Annotated in this window: 26 protein-coding genes (1 of these 26 only partly in view); 15 read left to right on the top strand and 11 right to left on the bottom strand. The window is 69.3% G+C overall.

Annotated elements, in window-relative coordinates; genetic code table 11:
• From MKK63_RS26540 to MKK63_RS26525, 4 genes are all read left to right on the top strand, one after another.
• Positions 1-579 carry the 3' end of an ATP-binding protein gene (locus MKK63_RS26540; RefSeq protein ID WP_244007004.1) on the top strand. Its footprint begins 870 nt before the window's first position, so 579 of the gene's 1449 nt are visible here — the last part of the coding sequence; its start codon lies beyond the left edge, outside the window; the stop codon is at positions 577-579.
• A 243-nt stretch (positions 580-822) separates the two neighbouring features.
• A complete protein-coding gene (locus MKK63_RS26535) occupies positions 823-1953 on the top strand; it encodes a patatin-like phospholipase family protein (RefSeq protein ID WP_244006893.1) in 1131 nt (376 codons plus the stop codon).
• A gap of 63 nt (positions 1954-2016) precedes the next feature.
• On the top strand, positions 2017-2760 hold the full coding sequence (locus MKK63_RS26530; RefSeq protein ID WP_244006892.1) for an acetoacetate decarboxylase: 744 nt from the start codon (positions 2017-2019) through the stop codon (positions 2758-2760).
• A 30-nt stretch (positions 2761-2790) separates the two neighbouring features.
• The gene (locus tag MKK63_RS26525) at positions 2791-3576 is read left to right on the top strand and encodes a 3-hydroxybutyrate dehydrogenase (RefSeq protein WP_244006891.1); all 786 of its coding nucleotides are present in this window, start codon (positions 2791-2793) and stop codon (positions 3574-3576) included.
• Between the two features lie 46 nt (positions 3577-3622).
• Here MKK63_RS26525 and MKK63_RS26520 read toward each other — a convergent pair whose 3' ends face one another.
• A complete protein-coding gene (locus MKK63_RS26520) occupies positions 3623-4000 on the bottom strand; it encodes a CsbD family protein (RefSeq protein ID WP_244006890.1) in 378 nt (125 codons plus the stop codon).
• A gap of 136 nt (positions 4001-4136) precedes the next feature.
• Positions 4137-5123, bottom strand: a complete 987-nt coding sequence (gene meaB / locus MKK63_RS26515; RefSeq protein WP_244006889.1) for a methylmalonyl Co-A mutase-associated GTPase MeaB — start codon at positions 5121-5123, stop codon at positions 4137-4139.
• A 170-nt stretch (positions 5124-5293) separates the two neighbouring features.
• Between meaB and MKK63_RS26510 the strand changes: the two genes are divergently transcribed.
• Positions 5294-6322, top strand: coding sequence for an alpha/beta hydrolase (locus MKK63_RS26510; protein ID WP_244006887.1), 1029 nt, complete (start codon positions 5294-5296; stop codon positions 6320-6322).
• Between the two features lie 10 nt (positions 6323-6332).
• Here the strand turns inward: MKK63_RS26510 and MKK63_RS26505 are convergent, their stop codons facing one another.
• Positions 6333-7214 carry a transglutaminase-like domain-containing protein gene (locus MKK63_RS26505; protein ID WP_244006886.1) on the bottom strand — a complete coding sequence of 294 codons (882 nt, stop codon included), beginning with the start codon at positions 7212-7214 and terminating at the stop codon, positions 6333-6335.
• Between the two features lie 233 nt (positions 7215-7447).
• On the opposite strand from MKK63_RS26505, the gene MKK63_RS26500 reads away from it, so the two are divergent.
• The 3 genes from MKK63_RS26500 to MKK63_RS26490 all read left to right on the top strand — a co-directional run bounded on the left by MKK63_RS26500 (position 7448) and on the right by MKK63_RS26490 (position 9699).
• The gene (locus MKK63_RS26500; RefSeq protein ID WP_244006885.1) at positions 7448-7792 is read left to right on the top strand and encodes a hypothetical protein; all 345 of its coding nucleotides are present in this window, start codon (positions 7448-7450) and stop codon (positions 7790-7792) included.
• A 68-nt stretch (positions 7793-7860) separates the two neighbouring features.
• Positions 7861-8379: a DUF533 domain-containing protein gene (locus MKK63_RS26495; RefSeq protein WP_244006884.1), complete on the top strand. Its 519-nt coding sequence runs from the start codon at positions 7861-7863 to the stop codon at positions 8377-8379.
• Positions 8380-8640: 261 nt separating this feature from the next.
• Positions 8641-9699, top strand: coding sequence for an esterase (locus tag MKK63_RS26490; protein ID WP_244006883.1), 1059 nt, complete (start codon positions 8641-8643; stop codon positions 9697-9699).
• Positions 9700-9816: 117 nt separating this feature from the next.
• On the opposite strand, the gene MKK63_RS26485 is transcribed toward MKK63_RS26490, so the two are convergent.
• Positions 9817-10998, bottom strand: a complete 1182-nt coding sequence (locus MKK63_RS26485; protein WP_244006882.1) for a pyridoxal phosphate-dependent aminotransferase — start codon at positions 10996-10998, stop codon at positions 9817-9819.
• A 23-nt stretch (positions 10999-11021) separates the two neighbouring features.
• Positions 11022-11213: a hypothetical protein gene (locus tag MKK63_RS26480; RefSeq protein WP_244006880.1), complete on the bottom strand. Its 192-nt coding sequence runs from the start codon at positions 11211-11213 to the stop codon at positions 11022-11024.
• 175 nt (positions 11214-11388) lie between these two features.
• Between MKK63_RS26480 and MKK63_RS26475 the strand changes: the two genes are divergently transcribed.
• The gene (locus MKK63_RS26475) at positions 11389-11694 is read left to right on the top strand and encodes a hypothetical protein (protein WP_244006879.1); all 306 of its coding nucleotides are present in this window, start codon (positions 11389-11391) and stop codon (positions 11692-11694) included.
• A 6-nt stretch (positions 11695-11700) separates the two neighbouring features.
• Here the strand turns inward: MKK63_RS26475 and MKK63_RS26470 are convergent, their stop codons facing one another.
• Positions 11701-13095 (bottom strand): ATP-binding protein, encoded by a 1395-nt coding sequence (locus tag MKK63_RS26470; RefSeq protein ID WP_244006878.1) that lies wholly within the window; start codon positions 13093-13095, stop codon positions 11701-11703.
• 384 nt (positions 13096-13479) lie between these two features.
• Between MKK63_RS26470 and MKK63_RS26465 the strand changes: the two genes are divergently transcribed.
• From MKK63_RS26465 to MKK63_RS26450, 4 genes are read left to right on the top strand one after another with little or no spacing between them, the layout of a single operon-like run.
• Entirely contained in the window at positions 13480-13803 is a 324-nt protein-coding gene (locus tag MKK63_RS26465) for an XdhC family protein (protein ID WP_091720836.1), read from the top strand.
• Positions 13803-14504, top strand: coding sequence for an XdhC family protein (locus MKK63_RS26460; RefSeq protein ID WP_244006877.1), 702 nt, complete (start codon positions 13803-13805; stop codon positions 14502-14504). The genes MKK63_RS26465 and MKK63_RS26460 overlap by 1 nt, the downstream gene beginning before the upstream one ends.
• Entirely contained in the window at positions 14501-15535 is a 1035-nt protein-coding gene (locus tag MKK63_RS26455) for a molybdopterin-binding protein (RefSeq protein WP_244006876.1), read from the top strand. Before MKK63_RS26460 ends, MKK63_RS26455 begins: the two co-directional genes overlap by 4 nt.
• Positions 15528-16121, top strand: a complete 594-nt coding sequence (locus MKK63_RS26450; protein ID WP_244006873.1) for an NTP transferase domain-containing protein — start codon at positions 15528-15530, stop codon at positions 16119-16121. The genes MKK63_RS26455 and MKK63_RS26450 overlap by 8 nt, the downstream gene beginning before the upstream one ends.
• 4 nt (positions 16122-16125) lie before the next feature.
• On the opposite strand, the gene MKK63_RS26445 is transcribed toward MKK63_RS26450, so the two are convergent.
• Positions 16126-16293 (bottom strand): DUF2256 domain-containing protein, encoded by a 168-nt coding sequence (locus MKK63_RS26445; RefSeq protein ID WP_244006871.1) that lies wholly within the window; start codon positions 16291-16293, stop codon positions 16126-16128.
• Between the two features lie 9 nt (positions 16294-16302).
• Entirely contained in the window at positions 16303-17505 is a 1203-nt protein-coding gene (locus MKK63_RS26440; protein WP_244006869.1) for an OpgC family protein, read from the bottom strand.
• Between the two features lie 258 nt (positions 17506-17763).
• On the opposite strand from MKK63_RS26440, the gene MKK63_RS26435 reads away from it, so the two are divergent.
• On the top strand, positions 17764-18711 hold the full coding sequence (locus MKK63_RS26435; protein WP_244006867.1) for an NAD-dependent epimerase/dehydratase family protein: 948 nt from the start codon (positions 17764-17766) through the stop codon (positions 18709-18711).
• 108 nt (positions 18712-18819) lie between these two features.
• Here the strand turns inward: MKK63_RS26435 and ettA are convergent, their stop codons facing one another.
• The 3 genes from ettA to MKK63_RS26420 all read right to left on the bottom strand — a co-directional run bounded on the left by ettA (position 18820) and on the right by MKK63_RS26420 (position 21864).
• Positions 18820-20472 carry an energy-dependent translational throttle protein EttA gene (gene ettA / locus MKK63_RS26430; RefSeq protein WP_243925452.1) on the bottom strand — a complete coding sequence of 551 codons (1653 nt, stop codon included), beginning with the start codon at positions 20470-20472 and terminating at the stop codon, positions 18820-18822.
• Positions 20473-20652: 180 nt separating this feature from the next.
• On the bottom strand, positions 20653-20961 hold the full coding sequence (locus tag MKK63_RS26425) for a hypothetical protein (protein WP_244006866.1): 309 nt from the start codon (positions 20959-20961) through the stop codon (positions 20653-20655).
• A gap of 9 nt (positions 20962-20970) precedes the next feature.
• Positions 20971-21864: a DNA/RNA non-specific endonuclease gene (locus MKK63_RS26420; protein ID WP_244006865.1), complete on the bottom strand. Its 894-nt coding sequence runs from the start codon at positions 21862-21864 to the stop codon at positions 20971-20973.
• A 455-nt stretch (positions 21865-22319) separates the two neighbouring features.
• Here MKK63_RS26420 and MKK63_RS26415 point away from each other — a divergent pair.
• A partial coding sequence (locus MKK63_RS26415; RefSeq protein ID WP_279574893.1) for a 1-deoxy-D-xylulose-5-phosphate synthase N-terminal domain-containing protein occupies positions 22320-22500 on the top strand: 181 nt, incomplete at its 3' end.

Raw genomic sequence — 22500 nt, 5'->3', positions numbered from 1 at the left:
GGCGACGGGCTGATCCGAATCTTCAACGCGTTGCTGATGATCGCCAGGCTCGAAGCCGGCAGCGCAAGCGAGATCATGGCGCCCCACGACCTCGGTGCGGCGGCCCGGGGCGTCGCAGAACTCTACGAGGCACTCGCCGAGGATCAGGGCTTCACCTTGGAAGTTTCGGCGGAGGACGGGGTGGTGGTCGAGGCCAATCGTGAGCTGATCGGACAGGCGTTGGCCAACTTGCTCGATAACGCCCTGAAGTACGCCGTTCCGCCGGAGGGCGGGCCGGGGCGGATCGCCGTCGCGGTCTGGCGCGAGAGCGGGCTCGCTCGTCTCGCGGTTTCCGACAGCGGCCCCGGCATTCCCGAGGGCGAGCGCGCGCATGTGCTCGCGCGATTCGTCCGTCTGGAGCAATCCCGGTCGCAGCCGGGGCTCGGGGTCGGCCTCAGCCTCGTCAACGCGGTGGTGCGCCTTCACCGGGGCACCCTGCATCTGCTCGGCAACGGCCCCGGCCTGCGCGTGGAGGTCTCGCTGCCGCTGGCTCAGGGCGATGCGGCCGGCGCGGCGGAACCCGGGGCGGAGCCCCGATAGAAACGGAACGCTGCGTGCCGAACCGGGACGATGCTGTGCGCGCTCGATCTCAGCCGGCGCCAAACGCTGCCGAACGGCGCCATGGTCGACCGGATGAAGCAGGCATGATCGCACAGGGCGCCATCAGCGTCGGGCTGTCCTGCCTGTGGACAGGGCCCGTGCGCAGACCGGTCGTGACAGGATGTCACATTCCTAAGATCTGAATCTGCCACGGGAGCACGCGGCTCGAAGCGTGGCAGTTTGATGATCGCATCCGAGACTCTGTATCCGTCCGGTGAAGCCTCCGTCCTCGTCCTGCAGGGCGGCGGTGCGCTGGGATCCTATCAGGCCGGCATCTACGAAGCGCTCGCCAAGCAGGAGACGACGGTCGATTGGGTCGCCGGGATTTCGATCGGCGCCATCAACGCGGCGCTGATCGCGGGCAACCCGCCGGACCGGCGCGTCGCCCGGTTGCGGGAATTCTGGGAGCTGGTCTCCTCCGACCTGACTGTGAAGCCGTTCGTCCCGGGCGAGCAGGCCCGGACGGCGTTCAACGAGATGTCGGCGGCCTGGATCGCCACCTTCGGCGTGCCGGGATTCTTCACGCCGCGCGTGCCGCCCGCGACGTTCTACCCGCCCGGCGCTCCGGAGGCGCTCAGCCTCTACGATACCGGGGCCCTCAAGGGCACGCTGGAGCGGCTCGTCGATTTCGACCGGATCAACCGGGGCGAGATGCGCCTCAGCGTCGACGCCGTGAACGTCCGCTCGGGCAACTTCATCTATTTCGACACCCGGACCGAACGGATCGGCCCGGAGCACATCATGGCTTCGGGGGCGCTGCCGCCCGGCTTCCCGCCGGTGATCATCGACGGCGAGGCCTATTGGGACGGCGGCCTCGTCTCGAACACGCCCCTCGATTACGTGCTCGACACCGAGCGCCAGCGCGACCTCGTGGTCTACCAGGTCGATCTGTTCTCGGCCCAGGGGGCGATGCCCCGCACCCTGGTCGACGCGGCCGAGCGCGAGAAGGACATCCGCTATTCGAGCCGGACCCGGCTCAACACCGACAAGAACATCGAGATCCGCAGGGCCAAGCGTGCCATGCGGCGGCTGATCGAGACGCTGCCGCCGGAGATGCAGGCCGACGACGACGTGACTTTCCTGCGCCAGGTCACCCGCCAGAACTTCATCACGATGATGCAGCTGATCTACCGGCAGAAGAGCTACGAGGGGAACTCGAAGGATTACGAGTTCTCCCGGGCCACGATGCTGGAGCACTGGCAGGCCGGGCACGACGATGCGGTCCGCTCCCTGCGCCACCGGCGCTGGCGTGAGCGGGCGCATAACGAGGACGGCGTCGCCGTCTTCGACCTCAGCCGGCACGCCCGCGATTGAAACGACCCTGACGGAAGCCGGGGCGGACCGATCGCCCCGGCCCGGACGAGCGGAGGTTTGACCATGACCCGCGACGAGATCCTGTCCACGACCTCGATGCCCGCCTTCAGCCCGAGCTATCCGCGCGGGCCCTATCGATTCTGCCAGCGCGAATACCTGATCATCACCTACGAGACCGATCCCCTCGCCCTGCGCCGGGCGCTGCCGGAGCCGCTGGAGCCGCACCCGGACAACCTCGTCTTCTACGAGTGGATGAAGATGCCCGATTCCTCGGGCTTCGGCGATTACGAGGAGAGCGGCAGCGGCGCCTACGCCTTCTATAACGGCGAGCCGTGCAACTTCTCGATCCAGATGTACCTCGACGACGAGCCGCCGATCACCGCCGGCCGTGAGATCTGGGGCTTCCCGAAGAAGTGGGGCCAGCCCCAGCTCAAGCTGATGAAGGATACCCTGACCGGCACGCTGTTCTACGACGAGGAGCGGGTCGCGATGGGCACCATGACCTACAAGCACGAGAGCCTTGAGCACGACCTCGGTTCCGTCCGCGAGGGCTTGCGCAAGCTCAACATCAACCTGAAGCTGCTGCCGGATGTCGACGGCCAGCCGAAGGTCGCCCAGCTCGTGGGCTACAGGCTGGAGGACATCACGGTCCACGGCGCCTGGAACGGCGAGGGCCGCCTCGACCTGATCCCGCATGTCAATTGCCGCGTTGCCGACCTGCCGGTGCGCCGGCTCGTCGGGGCGCGCCACATGGTCGTGGACTTCACCCTCCCGTACGGCACAGTGCTGCACGACTATCTCGCCTGATCACAGGCCCGCCCAGATCCGGAGGATGCCATGACGCTCAAGACCAAGACCGCCCTCGTCACCGGCTCGACCAGCGGGATCGGGCTCGCGATCGCCCGGGCGTTCGCCGCCGAGGGCGCCAACATCGTGCTGAACGGATTCGGCAAGCCGGAGGAGATCGAGCAGGCCCGCACCGCCATCGAGGCGGAGTTCGGGGTGCGCGCGCTCTATTCCGGGGCCGACATGTCGAAGCCCGCCGAGATCGACGCGATGGTCCGGGACGCGCAGGAATGCTTCGGATCCCTCGACGTGTTGGTCAACAACGCCGGCATCCAGTTCGTCTCGCCGATCGAGGATTTCCCGGCGGAGAAGTGGGAGCAGATCATCGCGATCAACCTGTCCTCGGCCTTCTACGCGATGCATGCCGCCATCCCCGGCATGAAGGCGCGGGGCTGGGGGCGGATCATCAACACCGCCTCGGCCCACTCGCTGGTGGCCTCGCCGTTCAAGTCGGCCTACGTGGCCGCCAAGCATGGCATCGCCGGCCTGACCAAGACGGCAGCGCTGGAACTCGCGCCCCACAAGGTGACGGTGAACTGCATCTCGCCGGGCTATGTCTGGACGCCCCTCGTCGAGGCGCAGATCCCCGACACGATGAAGGCCCGCGGCCTCACCAAGGAACAGGTGATCGAGGAGGTGCTGCTCAAGGCGCAGCCAACCAAGGAGTTCGTCACCGTCGATCAGGTCGCCGCGCTTGCGGTGTTCCTGTGCTCCGACGCGGCGAGCCAGGTCACCGGTGCCAACATCCCGATGGATGGTGGCTGGACGGCGCAGTAGCGCCCTATTCGGCCCCGCCCGCGCGACCGGGCGGGGCCGTGTTCGATCAGCGGCGGCCGTGGATCAGCAGGGCGATGCCGTAGCCGACTGCACCCGCGATCAGCAGCGCGACCATCGGGTTCTCCTCGACGCGGGCGCCGACCGCGGCGCGCCCGTCGCGCAAGTAGGAGCCGCTCCGATCGTAGACGTCGCCCGCCACGTCGCCCGCGCGGTCATAGGCGTCGCTCGCGACGTCGCCGGCCCGGTCCGCGAGGTCACGGGCCGTGTCCTTCACCTGCCCGTAGACGTTCTGCGCCTGGCCCTGGGCGTCGCGGAATCGCCCCTCGACCGAGTCCCGGTTCGAGCCGACGAAATCGCCGGCCGCACCCTGAACCTTGCCGACGGCTTCCTTGGCGCCGCCGACGATCCGATCCGTATCCACCATGACACTCTCCTGGACGTGCGCGGCGCCGCGACGGGGCGCCGCTCGATACGCCGTCGTCCTCGGAACGCGCGAGATGGGGTTTGTGCCCCCGTCCGACGGGAATTTGTGCGCCCGGAGCCCGACAGCGCCGTCGGCGTCAGAGCCCGATCAATTCGGCGATCGCGGTGGCGCCTGCGGCCGGTGAGGTCTCACCCCGCGCCACGGCCGCCTCCGCCTCGGCGGTGCGGCGGCGGACCTCCGGCGACCCGACGAGGCGCTGGTGCAGACGCTCGTCGACGAGCGCCCACATCCACTTCACGTCCTGGGTCCGACGCTTCGCCTGGATCTCGCCGGTGGCGGTGAGCTTCTCCCGGTGATCGACGATCCTGGCCCAGAGGGCTTCCAGCCGCAGGTTGTGGAAGCCCGAGATGGTCACCACCGGCGGCGTCCAGGTCGCGGATGCCGGGGTCAGGATGTGCAAGGCCGCCCGATACTCGGAGGCCGCCGCGTTGGCCCGGTGCTCGGCCTCGCCGGCATCGGCCTTGTTGACCGCGATCATGTCGGCGAGTTCGAGGATGCCCTTCTTGATGCCCTGAAGCTCGTCGCCCGCCCCGGGGAGCATCAGTACGAGGAAGAAGTCGGTGAGGTCCGCCACCGCGGTCTCCGACTGGCCGACGCCGACCGTCTCCACCAGGATCACGTCGAAACCCGCGGCCTCGCAGAGCAGCATGGTCTCGCGGGTCTTGGCCGCGACACCGCCCAGGGTGCCCGAGGACGGGGAGGGACGGATGAAGGCGTTCGGATCGTGGGCGAGGCGGGCCATCCGGGTCTTGTCGCCCAGGATCGAGCCGCCGGTGCGCGAGGAGGACGGGTCGACCGCCAGCACCGCCACCTTGTGGCCGGCCGCCGTCAGGTTCGAACCGAGGGCATCGATGGTGGTCGATTTGCCGACGCCGGGCACGCCGGTAATTCCCACCCGGATCGCCTTGCCGGTCTGCGGCAGCACGGAATCGATCAGCGTGGCGGCCAGCGCCCGATGATCGGCCCGCTTCGACTCGGCCAGGGTGATGGCTCGGGCCAGGGCGGCGCGGTCGCCGTGCAGTAGGCGCTCGCGCAGGGTCTCGATGTCGATGGACGGCGTCATACCTCTTCATGGCGGGGACGCGGGCCGCCGTCGAGGGGGAGCGCGGCTTGTGTCCCGGGCACAACAAGCCACACCGTGCCCGTACTCCACAGCGATCCGCGACGCGCCTGCCCCGCCACGGCCAAGATCATGCGCCAGGGAAGCGGCCCCCGCCCGAGCGTACCCGGATCATGCCGAGCCAGACCGTCTCACGCCGCGTTATCCTCCGGTTCGGTGCCCTCGCGGGCGCTGCTGGTCTTGCCCCGTCTCTCGGCGCCTGCGTCACCGACGATCTCGGGACCGGCTCGGCTTTGCCCGAGAAGCAATCTGCGCTCGATGTCATGCCGGTGCTGCTGGTCGCCACGACCCGCAAGCCCGTGGGCAATCCGCCGCGGCCACCGTATTTCAGCAGCGAGCGCGGCCGGGGCCTGAGCTTCGCGGAGGTGCGTCTGTCGCCCCCGGATCGATCGCTGCTCGGAAAGGTCTCCGCGGTCATCACCGGCGACTGGACGATCGGCGCCGTGCCCAAGACCGAGAGCGGGCCCGGCGCCGCGGATGCCTTCGCGCAGGCGGCGCTCGGCCGCGACGTGCTGATCTACGTCCACGGCTACCGCGAATCGTTCGAGTCGGCCGCCGTCAGCGCCGCGCGGCTGTCGGACGGGATCCGCTTCCGCGGTGTTTCGGGCCTGTTCACGTGGCCCTCCGCGGCAGCGACCCTGGATTACAATTACGATCGCGAGAGCGCGTTGTGGTCGCGGGACGCCTTCGAGGATCTGCTCAAGGCGCTGGCCGCGACGCCGAGCGGCGGCCGCATCAACATCGTGGCGCACTCGATGGGCACGCTCCTGACACTGGAAACCGTGCGCATGCTGCGCGCGGAGGCCGGCGAGGCGGCGATGGGGCGCATCGGCGCGGTGGTGCTGGCCGCCCCCGACATCGACTTCGACCTGTTCTCCAACGGCGTCTCCCGGCTCGGGCCGGACGTGTCGAAGATCACCGTGATCTCGGCGACCAACGACCGGGCGCTCGAACTCTCCGCGGCTCTGGCCGGCGGCGTCCGCGCGGGCGCGGTGGACCGGGCGAAGCTGGAGGCGCTCGGCGTGCGGGTCGCCGATGCCTCGGATTACGGCGGCGGCCTGATCAACCACGACCTGTTCCTCTCGAACCCGGAGGTGCAAGGCGTGGTCAAGCGGGCGATCGCGCGCGGCGCCGGCGTCTGAGGCTGGACCGTCACCCGGTCCGGGTCGCCATGCTCTGCGGCGGCAAGGGTTCCTCCGGCGGGATCGCCGCGTCGGAGCCGTCGCTGTGGTCGATCTGGTCGGCCCAGACCCGGAAGCCCACCAACGGATTGGGCCCGAAGGTGTGGGTCAGCGGCACGTCCGCGGCGTCGCGCCCATAGGCCACCATCACCCGCCCGATCCGCGGAGCGTTGTTGCGCGGGTCGAACACGTGCCAGCGCCCGCCGAGATAGACCTCCATCCAGGCGGCGAAATCGCCGGCCGGGTGCGGCTCGGGCTCGCCGATGAAGCTGATGTAGCCGGTGCAGTAGCGGGTCGGCACGTTCAGGGCCCGGCACAAGGCCACCGCGAGATGGGTGAAGTCCCGACAGACACCACGCCCGCCCGCATAGGCGTCCAGGGCGGTACGGTCCCGGTGAGCGAACTCATAGCCGAACGCGATGTGGTGGTGAACGAAGTCACAGACCGCCTGCACCCGGTCCCAGCCCGGCGCGACGTCGCCGAACAGCCGCCACGCCTCGTCCGCCAGCAGGTCCGATTCGCAGTAGCGGCTCGGCAGGAGGAACACGATGGTGTCGGCGGGGAGCGCCTCGACCGGGTGCTGCTCGGCTTGCCGGTGGGCCGGATCGCGCGCGCCGTCGTCACGGATCACCGCGTCGGTGCCGATGGTGAAGTTGCCGGCCGGGGCGGTCAGGCGCCCGCACAGGTTGCCGAACCCGTCGCGGTAGGTCTCCACCGGAACGGGGGGATCGGTGCGCAGCGTGTCGGGTGTTTCGAGGGTTTCGGCCCGGGTGGGATGCACATTGAGCATGACCACCATGGGCACCGGATAGGGGAAGGCGTAGCGCATCTCGCAGCCGAGCCTGATCCGCATGCGCGGTGATCCTTTTGTCCGCTGTTGTCCCGAGCCGGGTGCGCCGCGCCAAATCGCGCCGGCACCGTGGCGACGGGCTTGGCGCCTGCCCGCTTCACCCCTACAGCATCCCCCTGGCGGCGCTCAGGACCGCCGGACGAAACCCACGGGTTTTCGTCCGGGGCCCGGCGTCGCACCCGCGCGATCCCGCTGACCGGGCGCGCCCGAGGACGGTTACGAGAGGGATGCCGGCCATGTTCACGCTCGAGATCGAGGGCACCGCCGTAGCGGTGATCAACAGCGACGAGGCGTCCGCCAAGGACCTGTTCACCTGTGCGGGCTTCAAGGAAGACATCCGGACCATGACGAGCGAGGGCAAGCCGCTCTGGAACGGCACCTCGGCGCTCAAGATCCGGGCCGCCACCGAGGACGAGATCGAGATCTTCGAGGACGCCCTCGCTGAGGATGACGGCGAAGGCGCGTACGTCGAAGACGCGCACCATTCCGGCGCCGATTCGGACGGCGAGACCGATGAGGACGAGGCCGACATCGTCTTCCTGGTCGACATCGACGAGGACGAAGATGAAGCCGACGCCTGAACGCGTCTGAACCGAAGCGCCCCCCGGCCGTTTTCGAACCGATTCGGGATCGAGACCGGGAGGGTTGCATGGCCGATAGCAGGCGGATGGTCGACGCGTTGGTGCGCTCACGGCGGAGCGGCCTCGCCGCGGGTGCGGCGCTGGGTGGGCTCGCGCTGATCAGCGGCCTCGCCTTCCGGGCCCTGCGCGGTACCGAGGCACCACCGCCCGCCTCGGGCGGTCCGGATTTCGCGGCCGTCGCGGAGGATGAGGCCCGGCTGATGCTCCGGGCGATGGTGGCGGCCACAATTGCAGACGGTCTGGTCGATGCCGCGGAGCGCAAGCGCCTCCAGGCCGCCGTCTCCGAGGCCGGGCTCGATGCGGACGGGCAATCCTGGCTGGAGCGGGAGCTCGAAAGCCCCGCCGATGTGGATGAGATCGCCGAGCGGGTGGCGGGCCCCGACGCTGCGGCCCGGATCTATGCGGCCGCCCGGCTCGCCATCGATCCCGACACGCTGCAGGAGCGCCAGTTCCTGAAGATGCTGGCCGAGGCCCTGGATCTGCCGGCCGACGCGACGAACCGAATCGAACGCGACATCGCCGCCTGACCGTCGCCGCACGGCTTGGCACGCCCGACGCCGCGAGGATCCTTCCGCCATGGGTGCGGAGGTTCTCGTGGTGGGAGATGGGGATCTCATCGAATCAGGCTGGAAACAGCTTTTGTTATGGGGTTCTGCCGTTCTGCAACACCCAGCGATGCTTTGAGGAAGATCCAGCTGGCTGAACGCTGGCTAATCGGCGCAAGTCTGCTTAGCATCGCGGCCCGGGGAAGGGCCGGACAGGCCCGATCGAGAGGGCCGGGACGCATCATGGCAGGATTGTCGCCACCCGCTTTTTCCCGCGCATGGCCGGCCGTCTGTGCCATCGCCGCCCTGTTGCTGACTGGGGTCGCCGAGGCAGCCGATCCGTCGCCGGGACCGCTCACCATCGCCGCGCAGGGCAGCTTTTTCGTGGGCGGCCGCGATGTCCAGTCCGACACGCTCTCGACGCTGCCGGCCTACGCGCCCTCGGGCACGATCAGCGTCGACCAGATCTATGTCCGCTATCAGCTCCCGGTCGCGCCGGTCCGACCACCGCTGGTCCTGATCCATGGCTGCTGCCTCACGGGAAAAACCTGGGAGACGACGCCGGACGGCCGCATGGGCTGGGACGAGTACTTCGTGCGCCGCGGCTTTCCGACCTACGTCATCGATCAGGCGTGGCGCGGCCGCTCGGCGGCGAGCCCGGCTCAGGTCGACGCGGTGAAGATGGGCCGAGCCGAGCCCAACACGCTGCCGGCCGTGTTCTCGGCCGGCCGGGAGCCGGCCTGGGCGATCTTCCGGTTCGGCCCGGAATATCCGAAGGTGTTTCCGGGGATGCAGTTCCCCCTGGAGGCTCAAGAAGAGTTCTGGAAGCAGATGGTCCCGGATTGGTCGGCTGCCCTGCCGGTGCCGAACCCGACCGTGCCGGCCCTCTCGGAACTCGCCAAGCGACTCAAGGGTGCGGTGCTGGTCTCGCACTCGCAATCGGGGATCTACCCGTTCCAGACCACCGCCCTCGACCGCACGGGCATCCGGGCGATCGTCGCCATTGAGCCCGCAGGCTGCCCGGACCCGGCCAAGGACGACCTCGCGCCGTACAAGGATCTGCCGATCCTCGTCCTGTTCGGCGACTACGTCGACACCTCGTCACGCTGGGCACCCCGGCTCAAGCAATGCCGCGGCTTCGTGGCGGCAGCCAATGCCGCGGGCGGTCGCGCCGAGCTGATCCTGCTGCCGGAGATCGGCATCCACGGCAATTCGCACATGCTGATGCAGGACAAGAACAGCCTCGATATCGCCGATTGGCTGGCCGGCTGGATCGAGAAGCGGGCCGCGGTGAAATCTTGACGCGGGGCAGTGGTCCAATCCCGTCCACCCCACGCATCCCGAGGGGCCTACGTCAGCAGGCCTCCGATATGCTCCGGCACTGAGGATGAGGTGGAAATTGGGATTGAGCCGGGGACCTCAGTCCGGCTTGCGCTCGCTCAGGAATGTCCCCATCCGCTCCAGCGCCCGGCGGATATTCGCCTCCGAATTGGCGTAGGACAGCCGGATGTAGCCCTCGCCGTGGACTCCGAAATCCGGTCCGCCGATCACCGCCACGCCTGCCTCTTCAAGGAGCGTGGAGGCCAGCGCCTTCGCTTTCCAGCCGGTCTCGGAGATGTTCGGGAAGGCGTAGAACGCCCCCTTCGGCGCGATGCAGGAAATCCCCGGCAGGGCGTTCAAGCCGTCCACCACGATCGCCCGGCGCCGGTCGAACGCGGCGACCATGTCGGACACGCAATCCTGTGGGCCGTCGAGGGCTGCGATGCCGGCCCACTGCGTCGATGCGTTGACGCAGGAATGGGCGTTGACCGCCAGCTTGCGCGCGGCCTCGTAGAGCGGCTTCGGCCAGACCGACCAGCCCAGCCGCCAACCGGTCATCGCGTAGGTCTTGGACGCACCATCGAGGTAGATCAGCCGATCGCGGATTTCTTCGTACCTTAACAGCGAGTGATGGGCCTCGCCGTCGTAGGTCATCGTGCCGTAGATCTCGTCCGACAGCACCGCCACGTCGGGATGGTCGGCCAGCCCCTGCACCAGGGCGTCGATCTCGGCCTTCGGGGTCACGCCGCCCGTCGGGTTCGCCGGCGAATTGACGATCAGCAACCGGGTCCTGGGGGTGATCAGCGACAGGGTCTCGGCCGCCGAGAACGCGAAGCCGTTCGCCTCGCGGATCGGCACCGGCACCGGCGTCGCGCCCGTGAACTCGATCATCGACCGATAGATCGGGAAGCCGGGATCCGGATACAGGATCTCCACGCCGGGCGCGCCGAACATCAGGATCGCCATGAACATGGTGACCTTGCCGCCCGGCACGATCATCACGGAATCCGGCGAGACCGCGACGCCGTGGCGGCGGTGGATGTCGCGGGCAACCGCTTCGCGCAGGGGCGGGATACCGACAGCCGGCGTGTAGCCGTGATGGCCGTCGCGCAGCGCCTTGATGCCGGCCTCGACCACATGGCCCGGGGTCGGCATGTCGGGTTGGCCGATGCCGAGATTGATCACGTCGCGGCCCTGGGCCGCCAGGGCCTGGGCGCGGGCCAGCACCGCGAAGGCGTTCTCCTCGCCGATGCGGGAGAAGGCCGGGACCACGTGCAGCATCGCGCCCTCCGCGCGTTGGGATGTCAGGGCTTGGTGCGCTCGCCGAGCTTCATGGCGGCGAACGACATCCCCACGGAGATCAGGCCGAGAATCACGAACGTCTTCACCGAGGCGTAGAACAGGGCCGGCTCGATGCCCGTGTCGGTGTAGAGCACGAGGCCGATCGCCGCGAGCGGCAGCGAGAGCAGGATGAAGATGGGAACGAGCGGGTTCATGTTCGGCACTCGGATCCGGCGTGCAACGGCGTGCGCGCCCCTGGAAAACGAACCTGCATAGCACCGTGCCGCTCCGGTTGGGACCCCGGGGGCTGCAGTTTTTCGCCGAGCCGCCGGTCCGCTCATGCTTGCTCAATCTTTCGGCCCGATACTGATCTCGGGAGATCGAAACCGAATGAGCCGATCAACGGTCCAGTGGCCAGGAAAAGGGCCGGGCGCTTCGGGCTCCGGTGCGTCCCCCGTCGATATGCTGGCTGCGCAGATCGGGAAACTGCTGCGCCACCCGGCCTACCGGCGCGGAGCGATCGTCAGCCCCCTGTTGCTGCGCCACCTGCCAACCGATGCCGGCTATGCCTGGAACGGCGAGGCCGCCCTGCGCGCACGCCTCACGACGGCCGGTCTCGACGCGGCCAGCATCGATCATCTGTTGCGGAACGCCCAGGACGAGTTCCTGCGCCTGCGCAGGCCCGCCGACGCCTGAACCGGTTCAAGCCGGGACCCGGACCGTGGCCCGCAGGCCGCCGAGCGGGCTGTCATGCAGGGCGATGTCGCCGCCATGGGCGCGGGCGATGTCCCGGGCGATCGCGAGCCCCAGGCCGGAGCCGCCGGCATCCTGGCGGGCATCGTCGAGCCGCACGAAGGGTTTGAACACCGCCTCCCGGCTCTCCGGGGGGATGCCCGGCCCGTCGTCGTCGATCGAGACGAAGAAGGTGCGGGCCTCCAGCCGGCCGGAAATCGCCACCGTCTCGCCGTAGCGGGCAGCGTTGGATGCCAAGTTGAATAGGCAGCGCCGGAAGGCATCCGGGCGCACCGTGATCTCGGGCGCCCCGGCCAGCTCCACCGTGGAGACATGCGCGCCGAGCCGCTCGACATCGGTGCGGATGTCCTCCAGCAGCGACCGCATGTCGGTGGGGCTGGCGAGCTCGGCCGAATCGCCGCGGGCGAAGGCGAGGTAGCCTTCGAGCATCCGGCTCATCTCGTCGACGTCGCGGCTGAGGTCCTCGATCTCGTCCGTCTGCTCGATCAGCGCCAGGGACAGGCGGAACCGGGTGAGGATCGTGCGCAGGTCGTGGCTGACGCCGTTCAGCATCGTGGTGCGCTGTTCCATCGCCCGCTCGATGCGGCGCTTCATCTCGATGAAGGCGTGGCCGGCCTGCCGCACCTCCCGGGCGCCGCGCGGCCGGAACTCGATCTCCCGGCCCTTGCCGAACCCCTCCGCCACGGCGGCGAGCCTCAGGATCGGCTTGATCTGGTTGCGCAGGAACAGGATCGCGACGCCGAGCAGCACCAGCGAGGAGCCGATCATCCAGACCAGGAAGATGTGCGAGTTCGACGCGTAGGCCTGGCTGCGCCGGGCGGTGATGCGCATCACCCCGTCGGGGATCGCCACCCGGATCTCGATCAGGTTCGAGCGTCCGACGGTGTCGATCCAGAAGGGGCGGCGGATCTGACGCTGGATCTCGTCCGAGAGTGCCTCGTCCAGGATCGAGAAGAACGGCCGCGGCCCCGGCGGCGGCAGCTTGGCGCCCTTGAGGATGTCGAGGTCGAGGTTCAGCCGTTCGCCGGCGATGCGCGAGAGGGTCTCGGCGTCCTTGTCCTGCGGGTAGCTCTCGTAGATGTCGATCAGCGCGGCGACGTCGGCGGTGACCGCCGCCGAGAGGCGCTTGGTCACGAGCTGCCAATGCCGCTCCATGAAGGTGTAGGCGATCACCGACTGGAGCAGCACCACCGGCGCGATGATGATGATCAGCGACCGGGCGTAGAGCCCCTTCGGCAGCCGGTCGCCCACCGCCCGGCTGATTCGCTTCCACAGCCGGCGCGGGCCCGAACGCGGGGGATCCTGGCGCAGGGCGCGGGCGAGGGCGGGATCGGGGGCGTTCATGAGGGCGGGCGCCCGGACCGGGCCGATCGGGAGACGCGGATATCGGTCTGCGCACAACGTCCAACCCACGCCCTCATCCTGAGGTGTGACGCAGCCGCCTCGAAGGAGGCCTCCGGAAATCGCGGCGCGGTCCGGAGTCCTCCTTCGAGGCCGCCGCTTCGCTCCGGCGCGTCAGGATGAGGGCGTGGGTTGGATCGGCCGAACACGTCTCGGGACACTGCCTGTGCGAACGCATGGATCCATAAGGTATTGGGGTTCGCCGTTCTCCGCCATCGTCTCGTGAGACGCGACCCTTTCGGCGGAGGCCGGACCGCCTTGCGCGCCGCCGCTGGGGCTATACCTGTAAGCCTGCGGGGGGGCGCCCGCCGAAGGCTTCCGCGCGCAATGCTCAGCACCGACACAGACATCCTCTCAGCCGCCGAATCCTGGCGGCGCGATGGCCGCGCCGTGGCGCTCGCCACCGTCATCGAGACCTGGGGCTCCGCCCCGCGCCCGGTGGGCAGCCACCTCATCGTCGACGATGCGGGGAACTTCCTGGGCTCCGTCTCGGGGGGATGTGTGGAGGGCGCCGTGATCACCGAGGCCATCGAGGTGATCGAAGCCGGGGCGCCGCGCGTCCTCGAATTCGGCGTCGCCGACGAGACCGCGTGGCGGGCCGGCCTGTCCTGCGGCGGGCGGATCCGGGTTTTCGTCGAGCGGGTCGACTGATGCGCGCCGACCTCCTGTCCGTCCTCAACGCCGAGCGGGCCGCCCGCCGGGCTGCCATCCTGGTCACCGACATCGCCGACGGCGCGCAGCGCCTCGTGCGCGAGGCGGAGATCGCCGCCGATCCCCTCGGCGCGGTGCTCGCCAAGCATCTTGCCTCGGCCAAGAGCGGCCTCGTGGAAGCGGACGGACGCACGCTCTTCCTGACCGTGCATGTGCCGCCGGTGCGGCTCGTGGTGATCGGCGCCGTCCATATCTCGCAGGCCATGGCGCCGATGGCGGCGGGGCTCGATCTGGCGCTGACGGTGATCGATCCGCGCACCGCCTTCGCCACGCCCGAGCGCTTCCCGGGCGTCGAACTCGTGGCCGAATGGCCGGATGCCGTGCTGGGCTCCCGCGTGCCGGCGCTCGATCGCTACTGCGCGCTCGCCGCCCTGACCCACGATCCGAAGATCGACGATCCGGCGCTGAAGGCGGCGCTCGCGGCGGACTGCTTCTACGTGGGCGCCCTTGGCTCCCGGAAGACGCATGCGGCCCGCGTCGCCCGGCTTACCGAAGCCGGCTTCACGCCGGAGCAGATCGGCCGGATCCGTGCGCCGATCGGGCTGCCGATCGGAGCGGTCAGCCCCGCCGAGATCGCACTCGCCGTGCTCGGCGAGGTCGTAGCCTCTTTGCGCCGCGTGCCCCGCCCGGAGGCCGCGTGAGGTTCGGCCCCGTCCCGGTCGCCGAGGCGGCCGGGCTGATCAGCGCCCATACCGTGCGGCGGGAGGGGCTGACCCTGCGCAAGGGCGCGGTGATCCCGCAGGATCTGGCGGCGGATCTGGCCCGTTCCGGTGTGTCGGAGGTCGTGGCCGCCGCCCTCGAACCGGGCGATGTCGGTGAGGATGCCGCCGCGGCGCGCCTTGCGTGTCACCTCGCCGGGCCGAACCTGCGGGTGGAGGCGCCGTTCACCGGCCGCTGTAACCTCTACGCCGAGACCGCAGGTGTGCTGACCCTGGACCCGGCCCGGATCGACGCGGCGAACGCGGTCGATGAAGCGGTCACGGTGGCCACGCTCCCCCGGTTCAAGCCGGTGGTGGCAGGCGAGATGATCGCGACCGTCAAGATCATCCCCTATGCAGTGCCCGGCGCGGTGCTGGACCGCGCCTGCGCGGCGGCCGGGGGCGGCACGCTCGCGGTTGCGCCCTATCGCCGACGCCAGGTGGGCGTCGTGTCGACCCGGCTGCCAAGCCTCAAGGAGACGACGATCGACAAGACCCTTCGGGTGCTGGCCGAGCGCCTCGCCCCCGCGGACGCCACGATCGTGGCCGAGATCCGGGTGCCGCACGCGGCCGATTCCGTCGCGGAGGCTCTGGCGGGCGCAATCGACGGCGCCGGGGCCGATCTCGTGGTGGTGTTCGGCGCCTCGGCCATCGCCGACCGCCGCGACGTCATCCCGGCCGGCATCGAGGCCGCCGGGGGCCGGGTCGCCCATCTCGGGATGCCGGTCGATCCCGGCAACCTGCTCCTCGTCGGCAGCCGGGGCGACGTTCCGGTGATCGGCGCCCCGGGCTGCGCGCGCTCGCCGAGGGAGAACGGCTTCGACTGGATCCTTCACCGCCTGCTGGCCGACCTGACCGTGACCCGGGCCGACATCGTGGCGCTGGGCGTCGGCGGCCTTCTCATGGAGATCGTCTCCCGGCCGCAGCCCCGCGCCGGGGGTGAGGCCGTCGGCGAGGCGGAGGCCGATGCCTGAGATCGGAACGGTGCTCCTCGCCGCGGGACGCGGGAGCCGGTTCGGCCCGGCGCCGAAACTGCTCGCGCCGCTCGACGGGAAGCCCCTGGTCCGCCACGCCGCGGAGTCCGCTCTGGGTGCCGGGCCGCGCCCGGTGGTGATCGTGCTGGGCGCGCACGCGGATGCGGTCCGGGCGGCGCTTGCGGGCCTCGACCTGATCTACGTGGAGAATCCCGATTTCGCCGCGGGCCTCGCCACATCGCTGCGGGCCGGGCTCGCGGCGCTGCCGGCATCCTGCACCGCCGCCGTGGTGGTTCTGGGCGACATGCCACGGGTGACGGCCGCCCATATCGACCGCCTCGTTTCGGCCTTCGCGGATGCGGAGCCGGCAGCCGTGGTCCCCGTGCAGGACGGGCGTTACGGGAACCCGGTGCTCCTGAACCTGCGCCGCCTCGGCGCCGACATTTCGCACCTGCGCGGCGACCATGGCGCCGGGCCGCTCCTTCGGGGACGGGCGGATGTGCTGGAGATTCCGGGCGACGCCGCCACCGGACTCGACATCGATACGCCGGCCGCACTCGCGGCCCTGCGGGACATTCAGGCCTGAGCGGTCAGGTCTCGGCGCTCTTGCGCGCCGTGCGGGCCTCGGCGCGGCACCGGTCCGAGCAGTAGCGCACCTCGTCCCAGACCCGTGCCCACTTCTTCCGCCACGCGAACGGCTTGCCGCATTGTTCGCAGACCTTCTGCGGAAGGTCGCCCTTGCGGCGCATCGGCGGCATCCGTCCTCCTTATCCCTGCACCGGCCCTGCGTTCGGGCAATCCTGGGTTTGCCTGTGCCGCGCGCGCGCATCCAGGAGGTGCGCGAGGCCCAGCATGACCGCGATACCGCCGACATTGACGGCGACCTGAAGCGGCCATGTGGCGTCGAAGGTCCGGTAGAGGATGCGGCCGATGAGCGCCGCCAGGCAGCCGGCGGCGAAGACCTCCAGCGAATGCCGGCCGCAGGCATCGACCAGCCGGAGCCGGCGCCATCGGCTGAGGCGGGCGACCACAGGTACGCTGAGCAGCAGATAGATCAGCGCCAGGATGTCGAGGAGCCGCAGGGGCCCGACATGGCTCTTGTCGGGCGCGTCGATCGCCAGCGGCCTGAGATCCGGCAGGCCCCACGCGGTCCAGGAACCGCCCTGCAGCAGCGCGAAGCCGAGATAGGCACCGGCCGCCGCCGCAGCCCAGTTGCGCCAGGGCAGCAGCCCGTCCCCGGCCCGGACCGCAAGCGCCAAGGCTGCCCCGATCACGAACAGGAACTGCCACGCGAACGGATTGAAGTACCATCCGTCATCGACCGCGGCGGCGTTCGGCAGGTTGAGCTGGTGATCGACGTTTGCCGCGAGCCACAGCGTGCCGGACAGCGCCAGCACGCCCCAGACGCCGCGCCGCATCCCGAAATGGACAAGCGGGAACACGGCCAGCAGCAGGATGTAGAGCGGCAGGATGTCGAGGTAGTTGGGCAGCGCGTTCAGCGCGAGCCCGCGCAGCAGGCCCGGCACGAGGCCCATCTGGATCAGGGGCGCCACGCCGAATCGCGGCACGAGCCCGGTGAGATCCATCCAGATCCGGACGATGATCAGCGTGGCCAGGAGCAGCCCGGCCTGGAACAGGTAGATGCGCAGGCAGCGCCGGGCGATGCGCGCCAGCGCGGTCCGGGTCCCCGCCCGCCGGAACAGCCCGCCATAGGCGATCATCGAGGAGTAGCCGGCCAGCAGCACGAAGATTTCGGCCGCGTCCGAGAACCCGAAATTGTGCACCGTGAACAGGGCCGGGGCGTTGCGCGGGATGTGGTCGACGAAGATCGTCAGCAGCGCCAGCCCGCGCAGCACGTCGACCCGCGCATCCCGCAGGGGCTTTGCGGGATGCGGCGTCTCAGCGGGATCCGCGGGAGGACGCGGCGCGGCATTGAGCGCCCGGCGTTCGAGATCGTCGATGCGGTTCAAATTAGGTCATCGTCGGGTGCGCTGCGGTCGGATACGGCGCGATAATACCGCAGTGCAGCGCGGGCGCTGCGGGAGACTACGTCGATCACGCGTCTTTGTTCACGGGCGGCGTGAGCTCATCCATGGAGGGCGCATGCGCGCGCTCCGGGTCCTGCCCGACGCGGTGCGGCGAAGGGCGCTCGCCTCGCGCCCGGAGGGGGTATAGACGCGACGGATCGATCCCGCCGCCAGCGACGGTGCCGGGCAGGGGCAGGGTTCATGCGCGTCCTCGTCACCGGAGCCGGAGGTTTTCTCGGCCGCCGCCTGCTAGAGGCGCTGCGCCGGGACCTGCCCTCCGGCAGCCGCATCCTCGGCGTCGACCGCGCCGCGCAGCCGCCGCTCGACGGCGTGACGTTCCTCATGGTCGATCCGTTCGATGCCGGACGGCTCGGCGCGGCGGTGGCGGAATTCGAACCGACCCTCGTGTTCCACCTCGCCGCTCTGGCCTCGGTCGCTCAATCGCGCGAGACGCCATCCTACGCGTGGCGGGCGGATCTCCTCGGCACGTTGAACCTCGCCGAGGCGCTGGCGAAATCGGGTGCGACCCTCGTGTTCTTGAGTGCGAGCGTGGTCTACGGCGAGGCGTTCCGGGTCAAGCCGCGTCCGGATGAGAGCGTGACCCCGCGGCCCGACACGATCTCGGGACGGACCAAGACCGCCTGCGAGTACATCCTGCGCGACGTGCTGGCGCATGCCGGCGTGAAGCATCTCGTACTTCGGCCATCGAACTACATCGGACCCGGGCAGGCCGAGACCTTTGTGGTCGCCTCACTGGCCGGCCAGATCGCCCGCATCGAGCGCGGGCTCGCGCCTCCGTGCCTGCAGGTCGGCGATCTCTCGGCGGGACGCGATTTCTTCGACGTGGCCGATTTCACGGCCGCCTGCATACGCCTGACAGAGCGGCTCGCGGATCTGCCGGATGGCGGCATCTACAATGTCGGATCCGGCACCGTGACCCCGGTCTCCGGAATCCTCAACGCGCTGCGCGACATGACGGACGCGACCTTCACGGTGCGGGTCGTGTCCGACCGGGTGCGGGACGCGAGCACCCTCGCCGAGGGCTGCGACCCGTCGGCCTTCATGGCGGCGACGGGCTGGAAGCCGGTCATTCCCCTCCCGCAGAGCCTGTCGGCGATCCTTGCGGAGGCTCGCGTGCGGCTTGGGTGACGGGGCACGGTCGTGGAGATCGAGCGCAGCGCCGCCGGCCGTCTCCCCCGGAGAGGAGGAGGGCGCGACGTCCGGATGGCTCGCGCCCCACAATCGTTCCGCTGACGCTCAGCGCGAGAAACGCTTGTACTTGATCTTCTTCGGCATGATGGAGTCGGCCCCAAGCCGGCGAACCTTGTCGGCCTCGTAGTCGGAGAAGTTGCCCTCGAACCATTCCACGTGGCTGTCGCCCTCGAAGGCGAGGATGTGGGTCGCGATGCGGTTCAGGAACCAGCGATCGTGGCTGATGATCACCGCGCAACCGGCGTAATCCTCCAGCGCATCCTCAAGGGCGCGCAGGGTCTCCATGTCGAGGTCGTTGGTCGGCTCGTCGAGGAGCAGCACGTTGGCGCCGCCCTTCAGGGTCCGGGCGAGGTGCACCCGATTGCGCTCGCCGCCCGAGAGGGTGCCGACCTTCTTCTGCTGGTCCGGCCCCTTGAACGCGAAGGCTGCGCAATAGGCGCGCGAATTGATCTCACGCTTGTTGAAATAGATGATGTCGTTGCCGCCCGAGACTTCCTGCCAGACCGTGGCGTTCGGATCGAGGGCGTCACGCGACTGGTCGACGTAACCGAGCTTGACCGTCTCGCCGACCTCGATCTTGCCGTTGTCGGGCTTCTCCTGGCCTGTGATCATCTTGAACAGCGTGGTCTTGCCGGCGCCGTTCGGGCCGATCACGCCGACGATGCCGCCCGGCGGCAGCTTGAACGACAGATCCTCGATCAGCAGCCGGTCGCCGAACGCCTTGCTGAGGTGCTCGAACTCGATGACGTTGTTGCCGAGCCGCTCGTCGATCGGGATGACGATCTGCGCGGACGCATCGACCTTGTTGTTCTGCTTGGCGACCAGCTCCTCGTAGCGGGTGATGCGCGCCTTCGACTTGGACTGGCGCGCCTTCGGCGAGGCGGCGATCCACTCCTGCTCGCGGGCGATGGAGCGCTGCCGGACCATGTCCTCGCGGCCCTCCTGCTCCAGGCGCTTCTGCTTCTGCACCAGCCAGGCCGAGTAATTGCCCTCGTACGGGATGCCCTTGCCGCGATCGAGCTCCAGGATCCAGCTCGTGACGTTGTCCAGGAAGTAGCGGTCGTGGGTCACGATCAGGATCGCACCCGGATACTGGCGCAGGTGGCCTTCGAGCCAGTTCACCGTCTCGGCGTCGAGGTGGTTGGTCGGCTCGTCGAGGAGCAGCAGTTCCGGCTCCCACAGGAGCAGGCGGCACAGCGCGATGCGGCGGCGCTCGCCGCCCGAGAGCGTGGCGACCGGCTGCTCGTCGCTCGGGCAGCCCAGCGCCTCCATGGCCTGATCGATCTTGGAATCGAGTTCCCAGAGGCCCAGCGACTCGATCCGGTCCTGGAGCTCGGTCATCTCGTCGGCGGTCTCCTCCGAGTAGTTCATGGCGAGCTCGTTGTAGCGGTCCAGCATCGCCTGCTTCTCGGCGACGCCCTCCATCACGTTCTCGCGGACCGACTTGTTCGGATCGAGCTGGGGCTCCTGCGGCAGGTAGCCGACGCGCGCGCCCTGCGCGACCCAGCCGTCGCCGGTGAACTCCTTGTCGAGGCCGGCCATGATCTTGAGCAGCGTCGACTTGCCCGAGCCGTTGATGCCGAGCACACCGATCTTGGCGTCGGGGTAGAAGGACAGGTTGACGCTATCCAGGACCTTCTTGCCACCGGTATAGGCCTTGGTCAGGCCCCGCATGTGGTAGATGAATTCGCGAGCCATCGCGGAAATCCTCGGCGTGGTGTGCGGGATGCGCGATGCGTGCCAATGGCACGGGGCAGGCGCGGGGCCCATCCCCCGTCCTGTACGCACGCCCCGACGATATAGGAATCACGCTGTTCGCCTATCAGGCCCGCCGGGACGCGGCAAGGATGCCGGCTTTGCCCCGCTTGACCGGACCGCTCAGGCGAACGGGTTCGGGACCGATTTCGGCGCCGCCGCGGGGGCTTCCGCCACCGCCTCGGGCAGATCGTCGCCCTCCAGGGCCTTCACGATGGCGTCGAGCGTCTGCTTGAGCAGCCGCGCCTGGGTGAGGCCGCTCTTGTCCCGGGTCAGATCGAGGGAGCCGTGAAGCGCGATCCGGTCTGTGCCGTTCTCGAAGCAGAGGGCGCCGATAGTGCGCACCCCGGCATCGTCCGCGAAGGGCGCGAAGGACTCGGATGGGGGCTCGGCTTTGGCGCGGCGCTTGTCCGGCGGCCTGTCCTTTTGCATGCATCCCTCTCAGAAGATTCCACGCAGCACGTCGCGGACGAATTTGCGCAGGGCGCGGTTGATCTCGCGCTGGAGCCAGTCCTGCCACGTCGGCTCATGGCGCGGACGGTGCTCGTCGGCGCGGGCGGAAGCGTGCGGGTCCGGCAGGGTCATCGCGGTGGTCCGAGCCCCGACCGGCAGTCCCGGGAAGACGTCGATCCCGGCCTGCCGGTTCAGCTCGTCGATGGAAACCGCGCGCCAGTCGCGCGAATCCTCGTTGCGGGCGAGATAGGCGCCGGCTTCACCGCTTGCCGGATCGTAGAGCGCCTTGAACAGTTGCGTCGGCACCAGCACGCCGCCTTTGATCTGCTGGACTGCATCCCCCGAGAAGATGACGCCCGTGACTACGAAGATCGAGCCGCGTCGGGTCGCCAGCCGCCGCGTGCTCTCCTCGATATCAGCCCAGAGCCCGCGATTCAGGGCCCGGTTCTGCGGCACGATGTTGGCGAGGCTGAAGGATTCGGCCTGGGCGCTGAGCGTCGGCATGTCGCCCGCCGGGGCGAGGTGGCCCCGGTCGAAGCCGCTGCGGACGTAATCCTCCAGCGAGGCCCGCTCATCCGCCGGCAGCCGCAGTTCCTCGTGAAACGAATCGTCGCGCGCCACGGTGCGGGCCGCGGCGACGCTGGCGCGGGTCAGGTGCTCCACGGAATAGAGCGGCGTGTGCGTCACGCCAGAATGGAGCACCGCAAACGCCTCGAAGCAGAGCCGGACCGTGCGCGTCGCCAGCTTGGGGTTTGTAAGAACCGGCGCCTGCCCGTCGGAGAACAGAGCTGGACAGGCGTCCTCGGCCCGCGCGGCCGGAGCGGACGACGCAATGAGGAGGAGTGCCGTGGCACAGAGCCTCCGTCGTATGCTCACCAGCATACGCGCACCCGCCGCTCGCCCTCCGGCGTCGGTCGGTTCCGCCACGTACAGGGGCGGCCGAGATGTTGGGCGAAGGGCCGCACGTCGCGATCCGGGCCGCCGGGGGCGAGCCGCGGCGGGCAATCGCCCAGGAAGTTGCAGAGGAAATCAAGGTTACCGTCCGGCTGTCGTGGCTGGGCGTAAGCTTGGCCGTTACCCGTAATCGCCAGCGTGAGCAGGATTGTGCACAGACGAGCCGGACTCAAAGGTGGACCTCTTGTGGCGGTGAAGGCACGTAACTGAAAAAAGTGGCGGCCTGACATTGATCGGGCAGCCGATCATCCGTAACTGGCACTATCATGACAGCGACGGACGGGTGGGTTCTAGCATGAACGCGGGCCTCCGGATGCCTGTATCGCGCCGGCCAAGGGCACGCGAAGGGGCCGTCGCCACACTCGAACGAGCGGATTCGACCATTGGCGATATCACCTGAGCAATCGGCGTTGCTGGATCGCGTCCCGAACCCGGCAGCGTTGCGGCGTCTTCCGGAATCGGAGCTGCAGACGGTGGCGGATGCGGTGCGCGCCGAGATGATCGACGCCGTCTCGATCACCGGCGGCCATCTCGGCTCGGGGCTGGGCGTGGTCGAGCTGACCG

The sequence above is a fragment of the Methylobacterium sp. J-088 genome, assembly GCF_022829295.1.
GTDB lineage: Bacteria > Pseudomonadota > Alphaproteobacteria > Rhizobiales > Beijerinckiaceae > Methylobacterium.
The sequence above is the reverse complement of the archived record's forward strand: the minus strand, read 5'-3'. Positions and strand labels throughout refer to the sequence as shown.

What these genes read in the sequence shown, in the direction of transcription:
- MKK63_RS26425 (WP_244006866.1), bottom strand. Translation starts at nt 20,961, where the DNA reads ATGCAAAAGGACAGGCCGCCGGACAAGCGCCGCGCCAAAGCCGAGCCC.
- MKK63_RS26490 (WP_244006883.1), top strand. Translation starts at nt 8,641, where the DNA reads ATGGCAGGATTGTCGCCACCCGCTTTTTCCCGCGCATGGCCGGCCGTC.
- MKK63_RS26520 (WP_244006890.1), bottom strand. Translation starts at nt 4,000, where the DNA reads ATGGTGGATACGGATCGGATCGTCGGCGGCGCCAAGGAAGCCGTCGGC.
- MKK63_RS26475 (WP_244006879.1), top strand. Translation starts at nt 11,389, where the DNA reads ATGAGCCGATCAACGGTCCAGTGGCCAGGAAAAGGGCCGGGCGCTTCG.
- MKK63_RS26450 (WP_244006873.1), top strand. Translation starts at nt 15,528, where the DNA reads ATGCCTGAGATCGGAACGGTGCTCCTCGCCGCGGGACGCGGGAGCCGG.
- MKK63_RS26530 (WP_244006892.1), top strand. Translation starts at nt 2,017, where the DNA reads ATGACCCGCGACGAGATCCTGTCCACGACCTCGATGCCCGCCTTCAGC.
- MKK63_RS26420 (WP_244006865.1), bottom strand. Translation starts at nt 21,864, where the DNA reads ATGCTGGTGAGCATACGACGGAGGCTCTGTGCCACGGCACTCCTCCTC.
- meaB (WP_244006889.1), bottom strand. Translation starts at nt 5,123, where the DNA reads ATGACGCCGTCCATCGACATCGAGACCCTGCGCGAGCGCCTACTGCAC.
- MKK63_RS26525 (WP_244006891.1), top strand. Translation starts at nt 2,791, where the DNA reads ATGACGCTCAAGACCAAGACCGCCCTCGTCACCGGCTCGACCAGCGGG.
- MKK63_RS26510 (WP_244006887.1), top strand. Translation starts at nt 5,294, where the DNA reads ATGCCGAGCCAGACCGTCTCACGCCGCGTTATCCTCCGGTTCGGTGCC.
- MKK63_RS26495 (WP_244006884.1), top strand. Translation starts at nt 7,861, where the DNA reads ATGGCCGATAGCAGGCGGATGGTCGACGCGTTGGTGCGCTCACGGCGG.
- MKK63_RS26435 (WP_244006867.1), top strand. Translation starts at nt 17,764, where the DNA reads ATGCGCGTCCTCGTCACCGGAGCCGGAGGTTTTCTCGGCCGCCGCCTG.
- MKK63_RS26470 (WP_244006878.1), bottom strand. Translation starts at nt 13,095, where the DNA reads ATGAACGCCCCCGATCCCGCCCTCGCCCGCGCCCTGCGCCAGGATCCC.
- MKK63_RS26505 (WP_244006886.1), bottom strand. Translation starts at nt 7,214, where the DNA reads ATGCGGATCAGGCTCGGCTGCGAGATGCGCTACGCCTTCCCCTATCCG.
- MKK63_RS26485 (WP_244006882.1), bottom strand. Translation starts at nt 10,998, where the DNA reads ATGCTGCACGTGGTCCCGGCCTTCTCCCGCATCGGCGAGGAGAACGCC.
- MKK63_RS26500 (WP_244006885.1), top strand. Translation starts at nt 7,448, where the DNA reads ATGTTCACGCTCGAGATCGAGGGCACCGCCGTAGCGGTGATCAACAGC.
- MKK63_RS26535 (WP_244006893.1), top strand. Translation starts at nt 823, where the DNA reads ATGATCGCATCCGAGACTCTGTATCCGTCCGGTGAAGCCTCCGTCCTC.
- ettA (WP_243925452.1), bottom strand. Translation starts at nt 20,472, where the DNA reads ATGGCTCGCGAATTCATCTACCACATGCGGGGCCTGACCAAGGCCTAT.
- MKK63_RS26480 (WP_244006880.1), bottom strand. Translation starts at nt 11,213, where the DNA reads ATGAACCCGCTCGTTCCCATCTTCATCCTGCTCTCGCTGCCGCTCGCG.
- MKK63_RS26445 (WP_244006871.1), bottom strand. Translation starts at nt 16,293, where the DNA reads ATGCCGCCGATGCGCCGCAAGGGCGACCTTCCGCAGAAGGTCTGCGAA.
- MKK63_RS26460 (WP_244006877.1), top strand. Translation starts at nt 13,803, where the DNA reads ATGCGCGCCGACCTCCTGTCCGTCCTCAACGCCGAGCGGGCCGCCCGC.
- MKK63_RS26465 (WP_091720836.1), top strand. Translation starts at nt 13,480, where the DNA reads ATGCTCAGCACCGACACAGACATCCTCTCAGCCGCCGAATCCTGGCGG.